Origin of the sequence: Acidovorax sp. CF316, assembly GCF_000276605.1 — a bacterium.
In the GTDB taxonomy this organism is placed as follows: domain Bacteria; phylum Pseudomonadota; class Gammaproteobacteria; order Burkholderiales; family Burkholderiaceae_C; genus Acidovorax.
Window position 1 is genome coordinate 15,589 of the sequence record NZ_AKJX01000192.1, and the last position, 14,369, is coordinate 29,957.

Here is a 14,369-nt window from a genome sequence, read left to right on the forward strand (position 1 = left end):
GACCGATTCCACTATAAAGACAGGAGACAACGACATGAACACACGCACCTTGCAACGCCGACAGTTCCTCGGCCAGGCCCTGGCCGCCAGCCTGCTGCCCGCACCCGCCCTGCTCCCGCTGGGCACGGCGCGGGCGGCCGAGTCCTGGCCTGCGCGCCCCATCAAGTGGGTCGTACCGTTCCTCGCGGGCACGGCGCCCGACACCACCGCACGCATCATCCACGAGGCCGTGGGCCGCGAGCTGGGCCAGCCCGTGGTGATCGAGAACCGCGGCGGCGTGGGCGGCAACCTGGGCGCGCGCCAGGTGGCCAAGGCCGCCCCCGACGGCTACACCTGGATCTACTCCAGCGCGCCCATGGCCGCCAGCATGCACATGTACAAGGCGCCCGGCTACGACGCGCTCAAGGATTTCCAGCACGTGATGGGCCTGACCAGCGCGGACATCGTGCTCATGGTCAACGCGGCCTCAGACATCCGCACGCTGGACGACCTGCTCGCCAAGGCACGCTCGGCGCCCGGCAAGCTCGACTACGCCTCGGGCGGCGTGGGAACGCCCTCGCACCTGGGGGTAGAGCTGCTCCTGAGTGCGGTGGACGCGCAGGTCACCCACGTGCCCTACAAGGGCGCGTCGGAGATCGTCAATGCCGTCATGGGCCGGCAGGTCACCTTCGGCGCACCGATCTTCTCGGTGGCGTACTCCAACATCCAGGCCGGCAAGCTGCGCGCCCTGGCGATCGCGGGTACGCGCCGCAACCCCAAGCTGCCCCAGGTGCCCACGCTGGCCGAGCTGGGCGTGCGCGGGGTGGAATTGACGTCCTGGGGCGGAGTGTCGGTGCCTGCCGGCACGCCCGATCCCATCGTGGCGCGCATGCGTGCCGCCTTCGACAAGGCGCTCAAGCAGCCGTCCATCGTCGCCGCGCTGGAGGAGCAAGGCGGCACGGTCACTCCCATGGACGCCGAGGCCTACCGGCGCAACTTCACCAAGGAGATGCTGCTGACCGAGGCCATGATGAAGAAGGCGCAGATCGAGCCCATGTAGGGCGCTGCGCCGGCCAACGGGGGTCAGGGGCCCGATGCCGCGCGCAGCCGCGTGCGCAGCGCCGCCAGGGCCGGCCCGTCGGCCAAGCCCGTGGTCAGCAGGCCCAGCCCCTGCAGCGAGGATTCCAGCGCCTGGGGCAGCTTCACGGCCAGCACCACGGCCACGCCCGTGTCCACCAGCGCCTGGGCAATGCTTTGCGGCATGAGGCTCACGGCGCCGGTGCTGCGCAGGGCCTCCAGCACCACGGGCAGGGCCGTGGTGGCCATGGGGTAGAGCACGGGCTGCTGCGCATGGCCGGCCCACAGCCGGTCGTAGTAGTCGCGCACGCCCATGCCCCGCGGCGGCAGCACCCAGGGCAGGCCCACCAGCCGGCCCAGCGCCACGCTGCGCAGGCCCGCCAGGGGGTGTCCGGGCGCGGCCACCACTGCGGGTGCATCGCTCTGCAGCAACTCGAACTGCCAGGGTGCCGGCACGTCCTGCGGGCGGCGGCAGACCACGGCGTCGAGCCGGCCGGCGGCCAGCTCGGGCAGCAGGTGCACCATGTTCTCCTCGATCAGCTCCACCTGCAGCCCCGGCTGCGCCTGCAGCAGCGCCGGCAGCGCCCTGGCCAGCAGGCCCGATGCCGCCGCCGGGATGCAGCCCAGGCGCAGAAAGGCCTGGGCACCCGCCTGCAGGGCCGACAGCGTTTCGGTGGCGGCGCGCAGCGCCTGCAGCACATTGCGCGCCACGGGCACCACCACGTCGCCGAGGGCCGTGGGCCGCACGCCGCGGTTATGGCGCTCGAACAAGGGCGCCTCCAGCAGATCCTCCAGATCCGCCAGGGCCTGGGTGGCGGCCGGCTGGCTCATGCCCACGGCGGCGGCCGCGCGCTGCACGCTGCCGGCGTCGGCCAGGGCGGCAATCAGTTGCAGGTGCCGCAGGCGCCCGCGCGCCAGCAGGCGGTTGAACAATACGCCGGGATCGGTTGCAGGCTGCGCCGTGTTTGCCATAAGCAGTTCCAATAGATGACCGCCAAATTCTATTGGTCATACCAATATCCAGCCAGCACAATTGGCCCATACCCCTGGCAAGCCCTTGTGACCATGACCTACCTGATCTCCACCCGCCGCGCCGTGCTGCTGGCCAGCCTGTGCGCCACCGCCCTGCCGCATTCCGCCTGGGCCCAGGCCTACCCCGACAAGCCGGTGAAGCTGATCGTGCCCTTTGCCCCTGGCGGCTCCACCGACATCGTGGCGCGCCTGGTGGCCGACCGCATGCAGAAGTCGCTGGGCCAGCCGGTAGTAGTGGACAACCGCGCCGGTGCGGGCGGCGCCATCGGTGCCGAGGCCGTGGCGCGCTCGGCACCCGATGGCTACACCATCGGCGTGGGCACGGTGAGCACCCTGGCGGTGAACCCGGTGCTGCTCAAGGCCTCGCGCACCGACCCGCTCAAGGACTTCGCGCCGATCACCGCGCTGGCCTCCATCCCTTCGGTGTTCTCGGTGCACCCCAGCCTCAAGGTGGACACCCTGCCCGCCGTGGTGGCCCTGGCGCGCAGCAAGCCCGACCAGCTCAACGCGGGCTCGCCCGGCACGGGCTCCATCGGCCACCTGATCATCGAGGCCATGAACGACGAGCTCAAGATCCAGGTACGCCACGTGCCCTACAAGGGCATGGGCCCAGTGATCACGGGCGCGCTGGGCGGCGAGACCCAGCTGCTTAGCGACCAGTACCCCTCGTCCGCGCCCTACATCAAGGCCGGCAAGCTGGTGCCGTTCGTGGTGGCAGCCGACAAGCGCCTGGCGGCCCTGCCCCATGTGCCCACCTTCAAGGAGCTGGGCCATGCGGACCTCAACGAGATCGCAATCACCTGGTTCGGCCTGGTGGCGCCCGCCAAGACGCCCCCTGCCATCGTGGCCAGGCTGAACGCCGCCGCGGCCGACGCGCTCAAGGACCCGGCCCTGCAGGCGCGCCTCAAGGAACTGGGCGCCGAGTCCATCGCGGGCACGCCCGAGCAATTCGGCGCCCTCATCGGCACCAGCCTGGAGCGCGTGCGCAAGGTGGTGCAGGCCCGCAAGATCGAAATGGAGTGAACCGCACCATGTCCACCACGCAACTGATGGCCACCATCACCGGGCAGGCCCGCGCCCAGCACCCCCAGGTCGTGGCCTGGCGCCGCCACATGCACCGCCACGCCGAGCTGTCGTTCCAGGAGATCGACACGGCCGACTTTTTGGAACGCGAGCTGCGCCAGATCGACGGCCTGGCCATCCACCGCCCCACCCCGACCAGCCTGGTCGCCACGCTGCGCGGCGCCCTGCCCGGCAAGGTGCTGGCGATCCGCGCCGACATCGACGCCCTGCCCATCCACGACCAGAAGACCTGCGACTACGCCTCGGCCCGGTCCGGCGCCATGCACGCCTGCGGGCACGATGGCCATGCCTCGATGCTGCTGGGCGCGGCGCGCCTGCTGGCCGGGCTGCGCCAGCAGCTTCCGGGCGAGGTGCGCTTCTTCTTCCAGCACGCCGAGGAGCAGCACCCCGGCGGCGCGCAGCAGATGGTGGACGCCGGCGTGATGCAGGGCGTGGACCGCATCATCTCGGCCCACGTGATGTCCACCGTGGACACGGGCCGCATCGTGGTGCTCGACGGTCCCACGCTCGCCAGCTCCGATCGCTTCGTGCTGCGCGTGCAGGGCAAGGGCGGCCATGCGGCCAACCCGGACAAGTGCATCGACCCGATCTGGATCGGCGCGCAGATCGTCGCCAACCTGCAGGCCGTGGTGGCGCGCAACACCGATGCGCACGAGGCGCTGATCCTCTCGGTCACCAAGTTCCAGGCGGGCTCGGCCTTCAACGTGATCCCGGACAGCGCGGAGCTGTCGGGCTCGGTGCGCTGCTATTCGCCCGAGGTGCGCGCGCGCGTTCCCCAGGCCATCGAACGCATCGCCCGCGGCGTGGCCCAGGCGCATGGCGCCACGGTGGAGCTGGAGTACGTGCATGGCTACCGCCCGGTGGTCAACGACCCGGCCACCGCCGCCGCCCTGCGCGCCGCGGTGCGCGAGGCCCTGCCCGACGTGCCCCTGCACACCATGAACCCGCTGCCCAACAGCGAGGACTTCAGCGCCTTCACCGAGCATGCGCCGGGCGCCTACGCGCTGATCGGCGCACGCAGCGCGGCCAAGCACATCTGCCACCCGCACCACCACCCGCTGTTCGACTTCGACGAGGACGCGCTGGAGCATGGCGTGCGCATGTTCGCGGCGGCGCCCTTCACGCTGAACGCACTGGAGTCTTGAGCACGGCCCCGGCACAATGCATGGAAAGACCACCAAGAGAGGGAAATTCCATGCACTGCACCACAGGGGAAGCTGCCAGCCGCCGGCACGGCCCAAGCCCAAGGGGGACGCCATGAACCGCAAGACCCAGGCCGGAATCGCCGGCATGGCCGTCGGCGGGCTCTGGCTGCTGGCCAACCTGCGCCACGTCCAGGCGCAGGGCTTCGTGGCCATCGGCATGCCGCTCATCATCCTGGTGCTGGGCGGCATCTACTTCGCGCTGGGACGCAAGGAGTAAGCGGCCATGGGCATTCGACACACTTTGGCGGGCATCGCCCTGCTGGCACTCGCTGGCAGCGCCCTGGCGCAGGAGGGCACCGGCTGGCTGGCCGGCACCTGGCAACTGGCCGAAGACCGCAAGAAGCCTGGCTTCACCGATGACTTCATGGACTTTGACGCTCAGGGCACGGTGGTGCTGCGCGACAGCCAGAAGACCTATGCCAACTGCCGCTACCAGCCGGGTGCCGGCGTGCTGCTGCTCACCTGCATCGCGGGTGGCAAGGAGCGGCCGATGACCATGCGCGTGGCGCCCGACAAGGCGTCGCTGACCAATTCGGTGGGCGACGTGTACCGCAAGAACCGCAAGTAGGGGCGCGCCAGCCCGCCCCCATCCGATTCAGTGCGGAAAGCCGCCGCGCGTGAGCCGCACCGGCTCTGCGTCCATGCGGCGGATCAGCGCCTCCAGCCCGTCGCCCTGTGCGGCGGCAGTGGTCGCCACCGGTCCATCGGGGGGCGCCCTGGGCACCGTGGTGGAGCGGCAGACCAGGTCATCCTCGGACCAGGCCGCCTTGCCCGGCTGGCCGCGGGCACGCAGCCAGCCGGTGCGGTCCACGATCAGCTGGTAGCCCGGCAGTTCGGCGGCCGGTATGCCAAGGACCAGCGCCAGCGCCTGCTCCACGTCATGCATGTCTGCCTGCGGCCGGCATTCGGGATCGGAGCCTGCTGGCAGCGTGCCTGCCACCAGGGTCACCAGGCGCGGATCGTCGGCCACGGGTTGCACGCCGGGCCCGGCAACGACCACGCGCACGCGCTGCCCCACCAGCCCGCTGCTCTGCCGCGCGCGCCCCTGGCGGCATTGCACGGCCATGGCCGGCAGGCGCACGGGGCGGTCCCAGGTGCCCGATTCGCGCAGCATCTGCCCGGCCGCATGGGCCTGCAGGTAGTCCAGCACCTCCCAGATCTGCGCGTCGCTCAGCGCGCTGCCCGCGCCGGGCATGGTGGGCACACCGGCGCGGTTGTGCATGCCCTCGCGCACGCGCCAGAACAGCTCGCCCTCGAGCCGCTTCCAGAGCAAGGCCCCGTTCAGGTTGGGCGGCCACTGCACCAGCTGGGGCGCGTCGGGCCCCTCTCCGCGGCCGTCGGTGCCATGGCAGCGCACGCAGTGCTGCTGGTAGGCGGCCTGGCCACGCACGATGCCTGCGGCAGCAAAGCCGGTGGGGGACTGGTGCAGGCTGGTCGCCACGGCCGGCGCCAGCAGCAGATGGTCCTGGGGCCAGGGGGCCAGCACCAGCACGGTGATGGCCAGGGCCGACAGCGGCCACCGGGCACGGCGCCAGGCCAGCGCCACGGCCAGCAGCACCAGGGCCCCACCTGCGCAGGCCAGCGACCCGAGAACGCGCCGCGCATGGCCGGCATCCACCACCAGCATCTCGGCCGCAATGCGATGCGCGAGGGGCCAGCCGGGCTGGCCATGGACCTCGGGCGCCAGGCCCAGGGCATGCAGCAGGGCCCGCAGCCCCTGCTGCGCGGCATGCAGGCCTTCGAGCAAGCCGTTCAGCAACTCAGGGGACAAGGCGCTCCCGCTACCAGCTGGCATCCAGGCCCAGCAGTGCCAGGGCCTCGCGGCGCAGCTCGGCCAGGCGCGGGTCGCCGCGGTGGCGTGGGTAAGGCAAATCGTTCACCAGCACCTGCTGGATGCGCGCCGGCCGGTCAGAGAACACCACCACGCGCTGCGCCATGAACAGCGCCTCTTCCACATCGTGCGTGACCAGCAGGGCCGAGAAGCCCGTGCGCTGCCACAGGTCCACGAGCTCGGTCTGCATGGACAGGCGCGTGAGCGAGTCGAGCTTGCCCAGCGGTTCGTCCAGCACCAAGAGGCTCGGATCGTTGACCAAAGCCCGCGCCAGCGCCACGCGCTGCGCCATGCCGCCCGACAGCTGGTGCGGGAAGGCCTTGGCAAAGTCCTGCAGGCCGACCAGGCGCAGCGCCTGGTCCACCCGGTGGCGCTGGGCGCGCAAAATGCCGCGCGCCTGCAGGCCCAGGGCCACGTTGTCCCATACGGTGCGCCAGGGGAACAGCGTCGGGTCCTGGAAGACCACGATGCGCGAGGGATCGGGCTCGGTGATGGGCCTGCCGTCCTGCAGCAGCTCGCCCGTGGTCGCGGGCTCCAGCCCCGCCACCAGGCGCAGCAAGGTGCTCTTGCCGCAGCCGCTGGGCCCGAGCAGGGCCACGAATTCACCGGGGGCGATGGACAGGTCGAGCTCGTCGATCACGTGCAGCGGGCCGGCGGACAGGTCGAACCAGTGGCTTACATTGCGCACGTCGATGCGTGCGCCGGTGACCTTGGCGGCAGCGCTCGACTCCGAAACAACGGCACTCACCATTTCACCACCCCCTTCTGCCAGGACAGCACCCGGTCGCGCAGCACGAACAGCAAAGTGATGACGCCGGAGAACAGCAGCGCCATGACGATCAGCGCGGCATACATATTGGGGTACGCCGCCCAGCCCTGGGCCCAGGTCAGGTACCAGCCCAGGCCCGCCTTCACGCCCAGCATCTCGGCCACCACCAGGGTGGAGAATGCTGCGCCCAGGCCCATGAACAGGCCCACGAAGACCTGCGGCAGCGCGGCCGGTATGGCCACGCGCAGCACCAGGAACCAGGGCGATGCGCCCATGGTGCGCGCCACGTCGTAGTAATTCTTGTGCACGCCCGCCACGCCCGACCAGGTGAGGATGGCCACCGGGAAGGCTGTGCCCAGCGCGATCAAGAAGATCGCCGTGGACCAGCTCGACGGGAAGAAATAGAAGCTCACCGGCAGCAGCGCCGTGGTCGGCACGGGCCCCAGGATGCGCAGCACCGGGTGGATCCAGTAGCTGGCCTGGCGCGACCAGCCGATCAGCACGCCGGTGGTGAAGCCCGCCGCCGCGCCGATGGCGATGCCCAGGGCGAGCAGGCGGATCGATGCGCCGGCGCTCTCGAGCAGGCGCGCCCAGTCGGTCACATAGACCTCCACCAGGCTTTGCGGCGGGGCAAAGAACGGCGGCGGCAAAGTGCCGAGCTTGGCGGTGAACACCTCCCAGACCGCGAGGCCGACGGCGATGGCCACCAGCCAGGGGCCCGCGCGGCGCGCACGCCGGCCCACGGCCCCGAAGGCCGCAGGTGCCAAGGCCAGCGCCACCAGTGCCAGGGCCACGGCACCAGCCCCCAGGGCAAATTCCTGGGTGAATTCCCATTCGCTGAAACCGGCGGGCTTGTTAGGCCACAGGTAGGTGAGCAGGCCCAGGGCCGCCCAAGCGGCTGCAGCCACCAGACCTGTCCACCAGATGGCGGGGACGGGCTGGGCCGCGCCGAAGCTGGCGGGCGCTGCCGCAGCGGCTATGGGCGCCGCTGCACGGGGTGCCCGGGGCAGCTCGGCCACGGATGCGGGCGCTGGCAGGATGTGGTCGGCTACGGTGCTCATGGCGGGATCAGGCCAGGACGTCGGCGTGCACATGCGCGGCAAAGCGCGCGGGGTCGGTGGAGGGCTTGAGCACCCCCACCAGCTTGAAGTCGCGGGCGTAGAACTCGATCTCCTGGCGCAGGGCCGTGCCCACCGGGTGGCTGCGGTGCGTGAGCGTGCCCAGCACGGCACGCAGGTCCTCCTGCGGCACCTTGGAGTACGGGCTGAAGATGCGTGCCGTCTCGTTGGGGTTGTCGGCCACGAAGTCCGAGGCCTCGATGATGGCGCGCGTGAGCGCCGCCGCCGTGCCCTTGTCATTGCGCACCAGGGCGCCGCTCACGCCCAGCACGCAGCAGGTCTTGGCCGCGTACTCGCCCGAGAGGTTGGAGGCCAGGTCCACCAGGCCCTTGGTACGCCGCTGTATCAACAGCAGGTTGGGGTCGCCGTCGGCAATGGCCTGGGCCTCGCCCTTTTCCACCGCCAGGCCCAGCATGTCGCCGGGGAACTGGCGCCAGGTGATGTCCTTCTCGGGGTTCAGGCCGGCCTTGGTCAGCAGCACCGAGAAGAAATTCTTGCCCGGGCTGTTGAGGTCCGACACCGCGATGGTCTTGCCTTTGAGCTTTTGCAGGCTGGTCACGCCCGCCGCCTCGTAGCCCACCAGGCGCGAGCAGCCGCCGTGCGAGCTGCCCACCAGCTTCACGTCGAAGCCCGACTCCAGCGGCTTGATCCAGCGGTGCACCATGCCCAGGCCGGCATCGGCCTTGGAGGTGGCGATGGTCTCCAGCAACTGGTCGGTGGAGCCTGCGAAGTTGACCAGCTCGACCTTGAGGCCGTGCTTTTCAAAAATGCCGCGCTCGATCGCCACCGGCGCGGCCGACAGGCAGATGGCATTGGCGTTCCACGCCAGCTTCACCTCGCGCAGCTTGCCGGCGGCCAGCACCTGGCTGCCGACCACGCCCGAAGCACCCACCACCGTGGCCGCACCCGTTGCACGCAGCAACTGCCGGCGCGACCAACGCGCTTCTCCCCCACCCAGAATCTGGCCCTTGTTGTTCATGCCCTGCTCCCCATGTGTAATGAAGACAACGGTGGCAAGCACCGCACCTGCCGCATTGCAAAGGCTGGGCAGCAAAATGAGAACGAAGAAAAACGGAGATGCATATGCAAAAGATTCCGCACACCCCGACGCCCAACACTGGTGCAATGCAGGGCATGCATGCCCTCGCCCCCACCGCCATGGAAAAAGCCGCCCCGACCTCCCCCGATGTCGCCCGCCTGCGCCACTTCGTGCAGCAGCTGGCCGCTTTGGTGGAAAGCGCCCCGCCCGAGCCCGAACTGCTCGAACGCGGTAGCGCCCTGCTCGGCGCCCTGGTGGCCCATGACGACTGGCTGCCCACAGCCTACGCACAGCCCAACCCCGAGCGCTACCAGCAGTTCCTGCTGCATGCCGATGCGCTGGGCCGCTTCTCGGTGGTGAGCTTTGTCTGGGGCCCGGGCCAGGCCACGCCCATCCACGACCACACGGTGTGGGGCCTGATCGGCATGCTGCGCGGCGCCGAGGATTCGCAGGCCTATGCCCGCACGGCGGACGGCCGCTGGGCGCCCGATGGCGCGCCGCACCGGCTGCAGCCGGGCCAGGTGGAGGCCGTGTCGCCCACCATCGGCGACGTGCACCGCGTGAGCAACGCGGTGGATGGCCAGACCTCCATCAGCATCCACGTCTACGGTGCCAACATCGGCGCCGTGCAGCGCAGCGTGTACCTCGAAGACGGCACGCGCAAACCTTTCATCTCCGGCTACAGCAACAGCACCCTGCCCAACATCTGGGACCTCTCGAAGAACCCGGCGCCCTCGGCCTGACCCTGTTTCCAAAGACCCGTACGATTCCCACAATGACCGCTCCCGCCATTCCCCAGACTTCCGTTCTCCAGGTCCGCGAGGCCCTGCTGGCCCGCGAGGAAATCGCCCTGCTCGACGTGCGCGAGGAAGACCCCTACGCCCAGGGCCACCCGCTGTTCGCCGCCAACCTGCCCGCCGGCAAAATCGAACTGGACGCTTTCACGCGCATTCCCCGGCGCGACACCTTCATCGTGGTCTACGACGATGGCGAGGGCCTGGCCGAACCTGCGGCACGCACGCTGCAGCAGTTGGGCTACACCCGTGTGACCCTGCTGGCGCGCGGCCTGCAGGGCTGGCGCGATGCCGGGGGCGAGCTGTTCATCGACGTGAACGTGCCCAGCAAGTCCTTCGGCGAGCTGGTAGAGGCCGAGCGCCATACGCCCTCGCTGGCGGCCGAGGAAGTGCAGGCCCTGATCGACGCCAAGGCCGACGTGGTGGTGCTCGACGCGCGCCGCTACGACGAATACCACACCATGAACATCCCCACGGGCATGAGCGTGCCCGGTGCCGAGCTGGTGCTGCGCGCGCAGGCGCTGGCGCCCAACCCGGCCACGCAGATCATCGTCAACTGCGCCGGGCGCACGCGCAGCATCATCGGCACGCAGTCGCTGGTCAACGCGGGCATCCCCAACCCCGTGGCCGCGCTGCGCAACGGCACCATCGGCTGGCTGCTGGCCGGCCAGACGCTGGAGCGCGGTGCCAGCCGCCGCTTCGACCCCGCCGTGCACATCGACCGCAGCCAGGCCCCCGGGCAGGCGCGCAACGTGGCCGACCGCGCCCGCGTGCAGCGCGCCCAGGCCGGCGACCTGGCCCGCTTTGCGGCCGAGGCCGGGCGCACCACCTACCTGCTGGACGTGCGCACGCCCGAGGAGTTCGCGGCCGGCCACCTGCCCGGCTTTCGCAACACGCCCGGCGGGCAGCTGGTGCAGGAGACCGACCACACGGCCGCCGTGCGCGGTGCGCGCCTGGTGCTGGTGGACGACGACGGCGTGCGCGCCAACATGAGCGCCTCGTGGCTGGCCCAGATGGGCTGGGAGGCCTGGGTGCTCGATGGCGTGCAGGCCTCCGCCTTCACCGAGACCGGTGCCGTGGCCAATACCGTGCCCGAGCCGAAGGGCCCCATCGCCTGGACCACGCCCGCACAGCTGGCCGCCTGGCTCCAGGACGAAGCCCCCGGCCACACCGCCGTGCTGGACCTGACCAGCAGCGCCAACTACACACAGCGCCACATCCCCGGCGCCTGGTTCGTGATCCGCGCGCAGCTGGCGCAGGCCGTGGCCGCCATCCCGCGCGCCGAGCGCTATGTGCTCACCTGCGGCAGCAGCCTGCTGGCCCGCTATGCCGCGCAGGACCTGGCCCGCCTCACGGGCGCCGAGGTGCTGGTGCTCGAAGGCGGCACCCAGGCCTGGATCGCGGCCAACCTGCCGCTGGAGCATGGCGAGACGCGCCTGGCCTCGCCCCGCACCGACCGCTACCGCCGCCCCTACGAGGGCACGGAGAGCCCGCGCGCGGCCATGCAGGCCTACCTGGACTGGGAGTTCGGGCTGGTGGAGCAGCTCGGGCGCGACGGCACGCACGGCTTTCGGGTCATCTGAAGCGCCACTGCCGGGCGGCCTGCAAGGCCGTGCCCGCAGGCGCATGGAAGAGCGCGCCCCAGCCTGAGGCAATCCGCAGCCCCGCCCCCCGGCGCTGCGGCCTTCCAGGCCGCGCCACGGCGCTCCGAGCCGTCAACAATTGTCAAAATGGGGCCATTGCCCCCACAACGGCGCGTAAACGGTCCCATTTGGCGAGGCATCCCGGCATAGTCGCGGCGTCTGCTCCTGCAACCGCATTGCAGAAGCGAGCCAGCGAGACCCCTTCATGATGCCCAGATCCCCGGCGGGGCTGCCCGGCGCAGCCCTCGCACTGTTTGTTGCCCTGCCCAGTCTGTGGCTGCCCCTGCCCTCCCATGCCAACCCGGTGTGCCCAGCATCGGGCGAGCGGACGGTGCTGCATGTGCACATCACAACCCAGCCTGCGCAGGCCTGTGACATGCAGGCGCTGGAGCGGCTTTCGCCACGCGAAATCGCCACCACCTTGCCGCAAGCGCTGGGCATGCCGGGCAAGTCCCGGTGGCGCGGCGTGTCCTTGCGCCAGCTGGTGGAACAGCTGGGAGGCAACGAACAGCACCAGATCGAACTGACGGCCCTGAACGACTACTCCGTTCGCATCCCCTGGAGCGATCTGGTCGAGTACGACCCCATCCTGGCCTACCGGCGCGACCAGCAGCCGATCGGCATCCGCGACAAGGGGCCGCTGATCCTGATCTACCCCTTTGACCGGCACCCCCGCTTGCAAAAGCAGGACTACGTCAACCGCACCATCTGGCAGGTCAATGTCCTCTCCGTCCGATAAGCTGCGGCCGCCTGCGCCCCAGGCCTGCCGCCTGCCACCCCACCGCAATGGAACCTACTGGCTGTTGGCCCTGGTGGCGGCCATGGTGCTGGCCACGTCCGTCGCCCTGTGGTGGACGCTCCACCAGGTGCGCTCACTGGCGCAACCCTTTCAGCAAAGCGACCTGTGGCATGTGTCCAGCGTCCACAGCGAACTGGCGCGGGTGGCCCTGCTGGCCCGCAAGGTCAAGGCCCAGGAAGCGCCCGAGGCGGAGCTGCAGGAGCGCCTGGAGGTCCTGTTCAGCACGCTCGACCTGTCCGACACCAGCCCGCGCCTGGGCACCCGCCTGCGGCAGGAGCTCCCCCAGACCGTGCTCGACCTGGAAGACCTGGGCAGGCATGTCGACCGGTGGTCGGCCCGCTTCGCATCAGCGCCGCCCGTGCGTGGCGACGTGGCCGGCGACATCACCCTGCATGCCGACGAACTGCTGCAGCGCATCCGCAAGGCGGTCGTGGCGGTGCACCTGTTTTCCACGCAGGAGTCCGACCGCATTCGCCAGGACCTGCACAGCCAGTTCATGCTGCTCAGCGCCGTGCTCGGCGGCCTGCTGGTCGGCACGGCCCTCCTGATCCGCAAGCTGCTGCACGAAGCCCGATCGGCCCAGGCCCTGTCCCAGCAGTTGGCACAGGCCAACCGCCAGCTGGAGGTGCGCGTGGCCAGCCGCACGCGCGAGATCGAGGAGAACCGCGCGCTGCTGAGCTTCATCCTCGATTCCAGCCCGAGCGATGTGGTGCTGGTGGACGTCGAAAGCGGCTTCGTGCACTTCATCAACAGCCAGATGGTGGAACGCCTGGGCCTGCAATTTCCGCCCATCAAGCTGTTCCTGCCGCAGCTGCTGCACGAACCGGGCGCCAGCCAGCAATTGATGGCGGCGCTGGACCGGTACGGCCAGGTGGATGGCATGGAGGCGCTGATCGGTGGGAAGAATCCCCGCTGGAGCTCCCTGTCCGCACGCCTCATCGAGGTCGATGGCAAGCTGGCCCACCTGCTGTGGTGCTTCGACATCAGCACGCACAAGCAACTGGAGTCGCAGCTGCGCGAGCTGGCCACGCGCGACTCGCTGACCGGCATGCTCAACCGGCGGGCCTTCCTGGAGCGCGGCACCGCCTTGCTCGACCACTGCCGCCGCCATGCCAAGCCCTGCACCGTGCTGATGATCGACATCGATCACTTCAAGCGCATCAACGACCGGTATGGGCACCAGACCGGCGACGACTCGCTGCGCGCCTGCGCCACCTCGATTGCGAACGTGCTGCGCGAGGCCGACATCCTCGGGCGGCTGGGCGGCGAGGAGTTTGCCGCGCTGCTGCCCCATTCGTCCACCGAGAGCGCCTGGTCCGTGGCCGAACGCATCCGCGATGCCATCGCCAAGCTGCAGATCCTGTCCATCGCAAGCGAACCCCTGAAGATCACCGTGTCCATCGGCATGGCCGAGATGGCGCACCGGGACGCCGGGATCGACACCATCCTCGCCTGGGCAGACCAGGCGCTGTACCGCGCCAAGGCCTCCGGCCGCAACAAGGTGCTCGCCTACGAAAGCGCTGCCGCGCACTCCCAATGACCCACGCACAGCCAACACCATGAGCCTGCAACTCCTGATCGTCGACGACAGCCGCATGTCCCGGCTCATCCTGCAGGGCCTCGTCCTGCAGGCCTACCCCCAATGGACCATCCTGCACGCCGGCAGTGGCGAAGAAGCCCTGGCCATGGTGGAGCAGCATGCCGTGGACATCGTGTCCATGGACTTCAACATGCATGGGATGAATGGCCTGGAGGCGGCCCTGCTGCTGCGCAAGACCCGGCCCCAGCTGCCCATCGCGATCGTCACGGCCAACGTCCAGGGGGCCGTTCAGGAACGCTTCGAGGAAGCCGGCCTGGCCTTCATCGCGAAACCCATCACGGCCGATGCAGCGAGGAAGCTCGCCGCACTGGCAGGAGAAAAGGAATGAAGCACCCCCTGAGTCGCTTTGCGCCTTCCCCCTCTCCTATTGCTTCGCAATCTGGGAGGGGGACGCCCCCAG

At 70.0% G+C, this 14,369-nt stretch carries 15 protein-coding genes; 10 read left to right on the top strand and 5 right to left on the bottom strand.

Annotation, left to right across the window (positions count from 1 at the left end; translation table 11 throughout):
* Positions 1-34 precede the first annotated feature (34 nt).
* Complete coding sequence (locus PMI14_RS23435) at positions 35-1,039, top strand: tripartite tricarboxylate transporter substrate binding protein (protein ID WP_007857979.1); 1,005 nt, start codon at positions 35-37, stop codon at positions 1,037-1,039.
* Positions 1,040-1,062: 23 nt separating this feature from the next.
* Here the strand turns inward: PMI14_RS23435 and PMI14_RS23440 are convergent, their stop codons facing one another.
* A complete protein-coding gene (locus tag PMI14_RS23440) occupies positions 1,063-2,028 on the bottom strand; it encodes a LysR family transcriptional regulator (RefSeq protein WP_007857981.1) in 966 nt (321 codons plus the stop codon).
* Between the two features lie 93 nt (positions 2,029-2,121).
* On the opposite strand from PMI14_RS23440, the gene PMI14_RS23445 reads away from it, so the two are divergent.
* The 4 genes from PMI14_RS23445 (at position 2,122) to PMI14_RS23455 (ending at position 4,944) form a co-directional block, all read left to right on the top strand.
* On the top strand, positions 2,122-3,111 hold the full coding sequence (locus PMI14_RS23445) for a tripartite tricarboxylate transporter substrate binding protein (protein WP_007857983.1): 990 nt from the start codon (positions 2,122-2,124) through the stop codon (positions 3,109-3,111).
* A gap of 8 nt (positions 3,112-3,119) precedes the next feature.
* Positions 3,120-4,316: an amidohydrolase gene (locus PMI14_RS23450; protein ID WP_007857985.1), complete on the top strand. Its 1,197-nt coding sequence runs from the start codon at positions 3,120-3,122 to the stop codon at positions 4,314-4,316.
* A 112-nt stretch (positions 4,317-4,428) separates the two neighbouring features.
* Complete coding sequence (locus PMI14_RS35035; protein ID WP_007857987.1) at positions 4,429-4,593, top strand: hypothetical protein; 165 nt, start codon at positions 4,429-4,431, stop codon at positions 4,591-4,593.
* A gap of 6 nt (positions 4,594-4,599) precedes the next feature.
* Positions 4,600-4,944: a hypothetical protein gene (locus PMI14_RS23455; protein WP_007857989.1), complete on the top strand. Its 345-nt coding sequence runs from the start codon at positions 4,600-4,602 to the stop codon at positions 4,942-4,944.
* Positions 4,945-4,971: 27 nt separating this feature from the next.
* Here PMI14_RS23455 and PMI14_RS23460 read toward each other — a convergent pair whose 3' ends face one another.
* The 4 genes from PMI14_RS23460 to PMI14_RS23475 are packed head-to-tail and all read right to left on the bottom strand — an operon-like array spanning position 4,972 to position 9,073.
* Positions 4,972-6,147 (bottom strand): cytochrome c, encoded by a 1,176-nt coding sequence (locus tag PMI14_RS23460; RefSeq protein ID WP_007857991.1) that lies wholly within the window; start codon positions 6,145-6,147, stop codon positions 4,972-4,974.
* A gap of 10 nt (positions 6,148-6,157) precedes the next feature.
* Positions 6,158-6,958, bottom strand: a complete 801-nt coding sequence (locus PMI14_RS23465; protein ID WP_007857992.1) for an ABC transporter ATP-binding protein — start codon at positions 6,956-6,958, stop codon at positions 6,158-6,160.
* Positions 6,952-8,037, bottom strand: coding sequence for an ABC transporter permease (locus tag PMI14_RS23470; RefSeq protein WP_007857995.1), 1,086 nt, complete (start codon positions 8,035-8,037; stop codon positions 6,952-6,954). The genes PMI14_RS23465 and PMI14_RS23470 overlap by 7 nt, the downstream gene beginning before the upstream one ends.
* Positions 8,038-8,044: 7 nt before the next feature.
* Complete coding sequence (locus PMI14_RS23475) at positions 8,045-9,073, bottom strand: ABC transporter substrate-binding protein (RefSeq protein WP_007857998.1); 1,029 nt, start codon at positions 9,071-9,073, stop codon at positions 8,045-8,047.
* A gap of 155 nt (positions 9,074-9,228) precedes the next feature.
* Here PMI14_RS23475 and PMI14_RS23480 point away from each other — a divergent pair, with 155 nt between their 5' ends.
* The 5 genes from PMI14_RS23480 (at position 9,229) to PMI14_RS23500 (ending at position 14,297) form a co-directional block, all read left to right on the top strand.
* A complete protein-coding gene (locus tag PMI14_RS23480; protein ID WP_238541890.1) occupies positions 9,229-9,876 on the top strand; it encodes a cysteine dioxygenase in 648 nt (215 codons plus the stop codon).
* A gap of 32 nt (positions 9,877-9,908) precedes the next feature.
* Positions 9,909-11,510, top strand: a complete 1,602-nt coding sequence (locus PMI14_RS23485) for a rhodanese homology domain-containing protein (RefSeq protein ID WP_007858001.1) — start codon at positions 9,909-9,911, stop codon at positions 11,508-11,510.
* A gap of 265 nt (positions 11,511-11,775) precedes the next feature.
* Positions 11,776-12,309: a molybdopterin-dependent oxidoreductase gene (locus PMI14_RS23490; protein ID WP_007858004.1), complete on the top strand. Its 534-nt coding sequence runs from the start codon at positions 11,776-11,778 to the stop codon at positions 12,307-12,309.
* Positions 12,290-13,909: a diguanylate cyclase gene (locus PMI14_RS23495; RefSeq protein WP_007858005.1), complete on the top strand. Its 1,620-nt coding sequence runs from the start codon at positions 12,290-12,292 to the stop codon at positions 13,907-13,909. Before PMI14_RS23490 ends, PMI14_RS23495 begins: the two co-directional genes overlap by 20 nt.
* Before the next feature lie 19 nt (positions 13,910-13,928).
* Complete coding sequence (locus tag PMI14_RS23500; protein WP_007858007.1) at positions 13,929-14,297, top strand: response regulator; 369 nt, start codon at positions 13,929-13,931, stop codon at positions 14,295-14,297.
* The last annotated feature ends 72 nt before the right edge of the window (positions 14,298-14,369 follow it).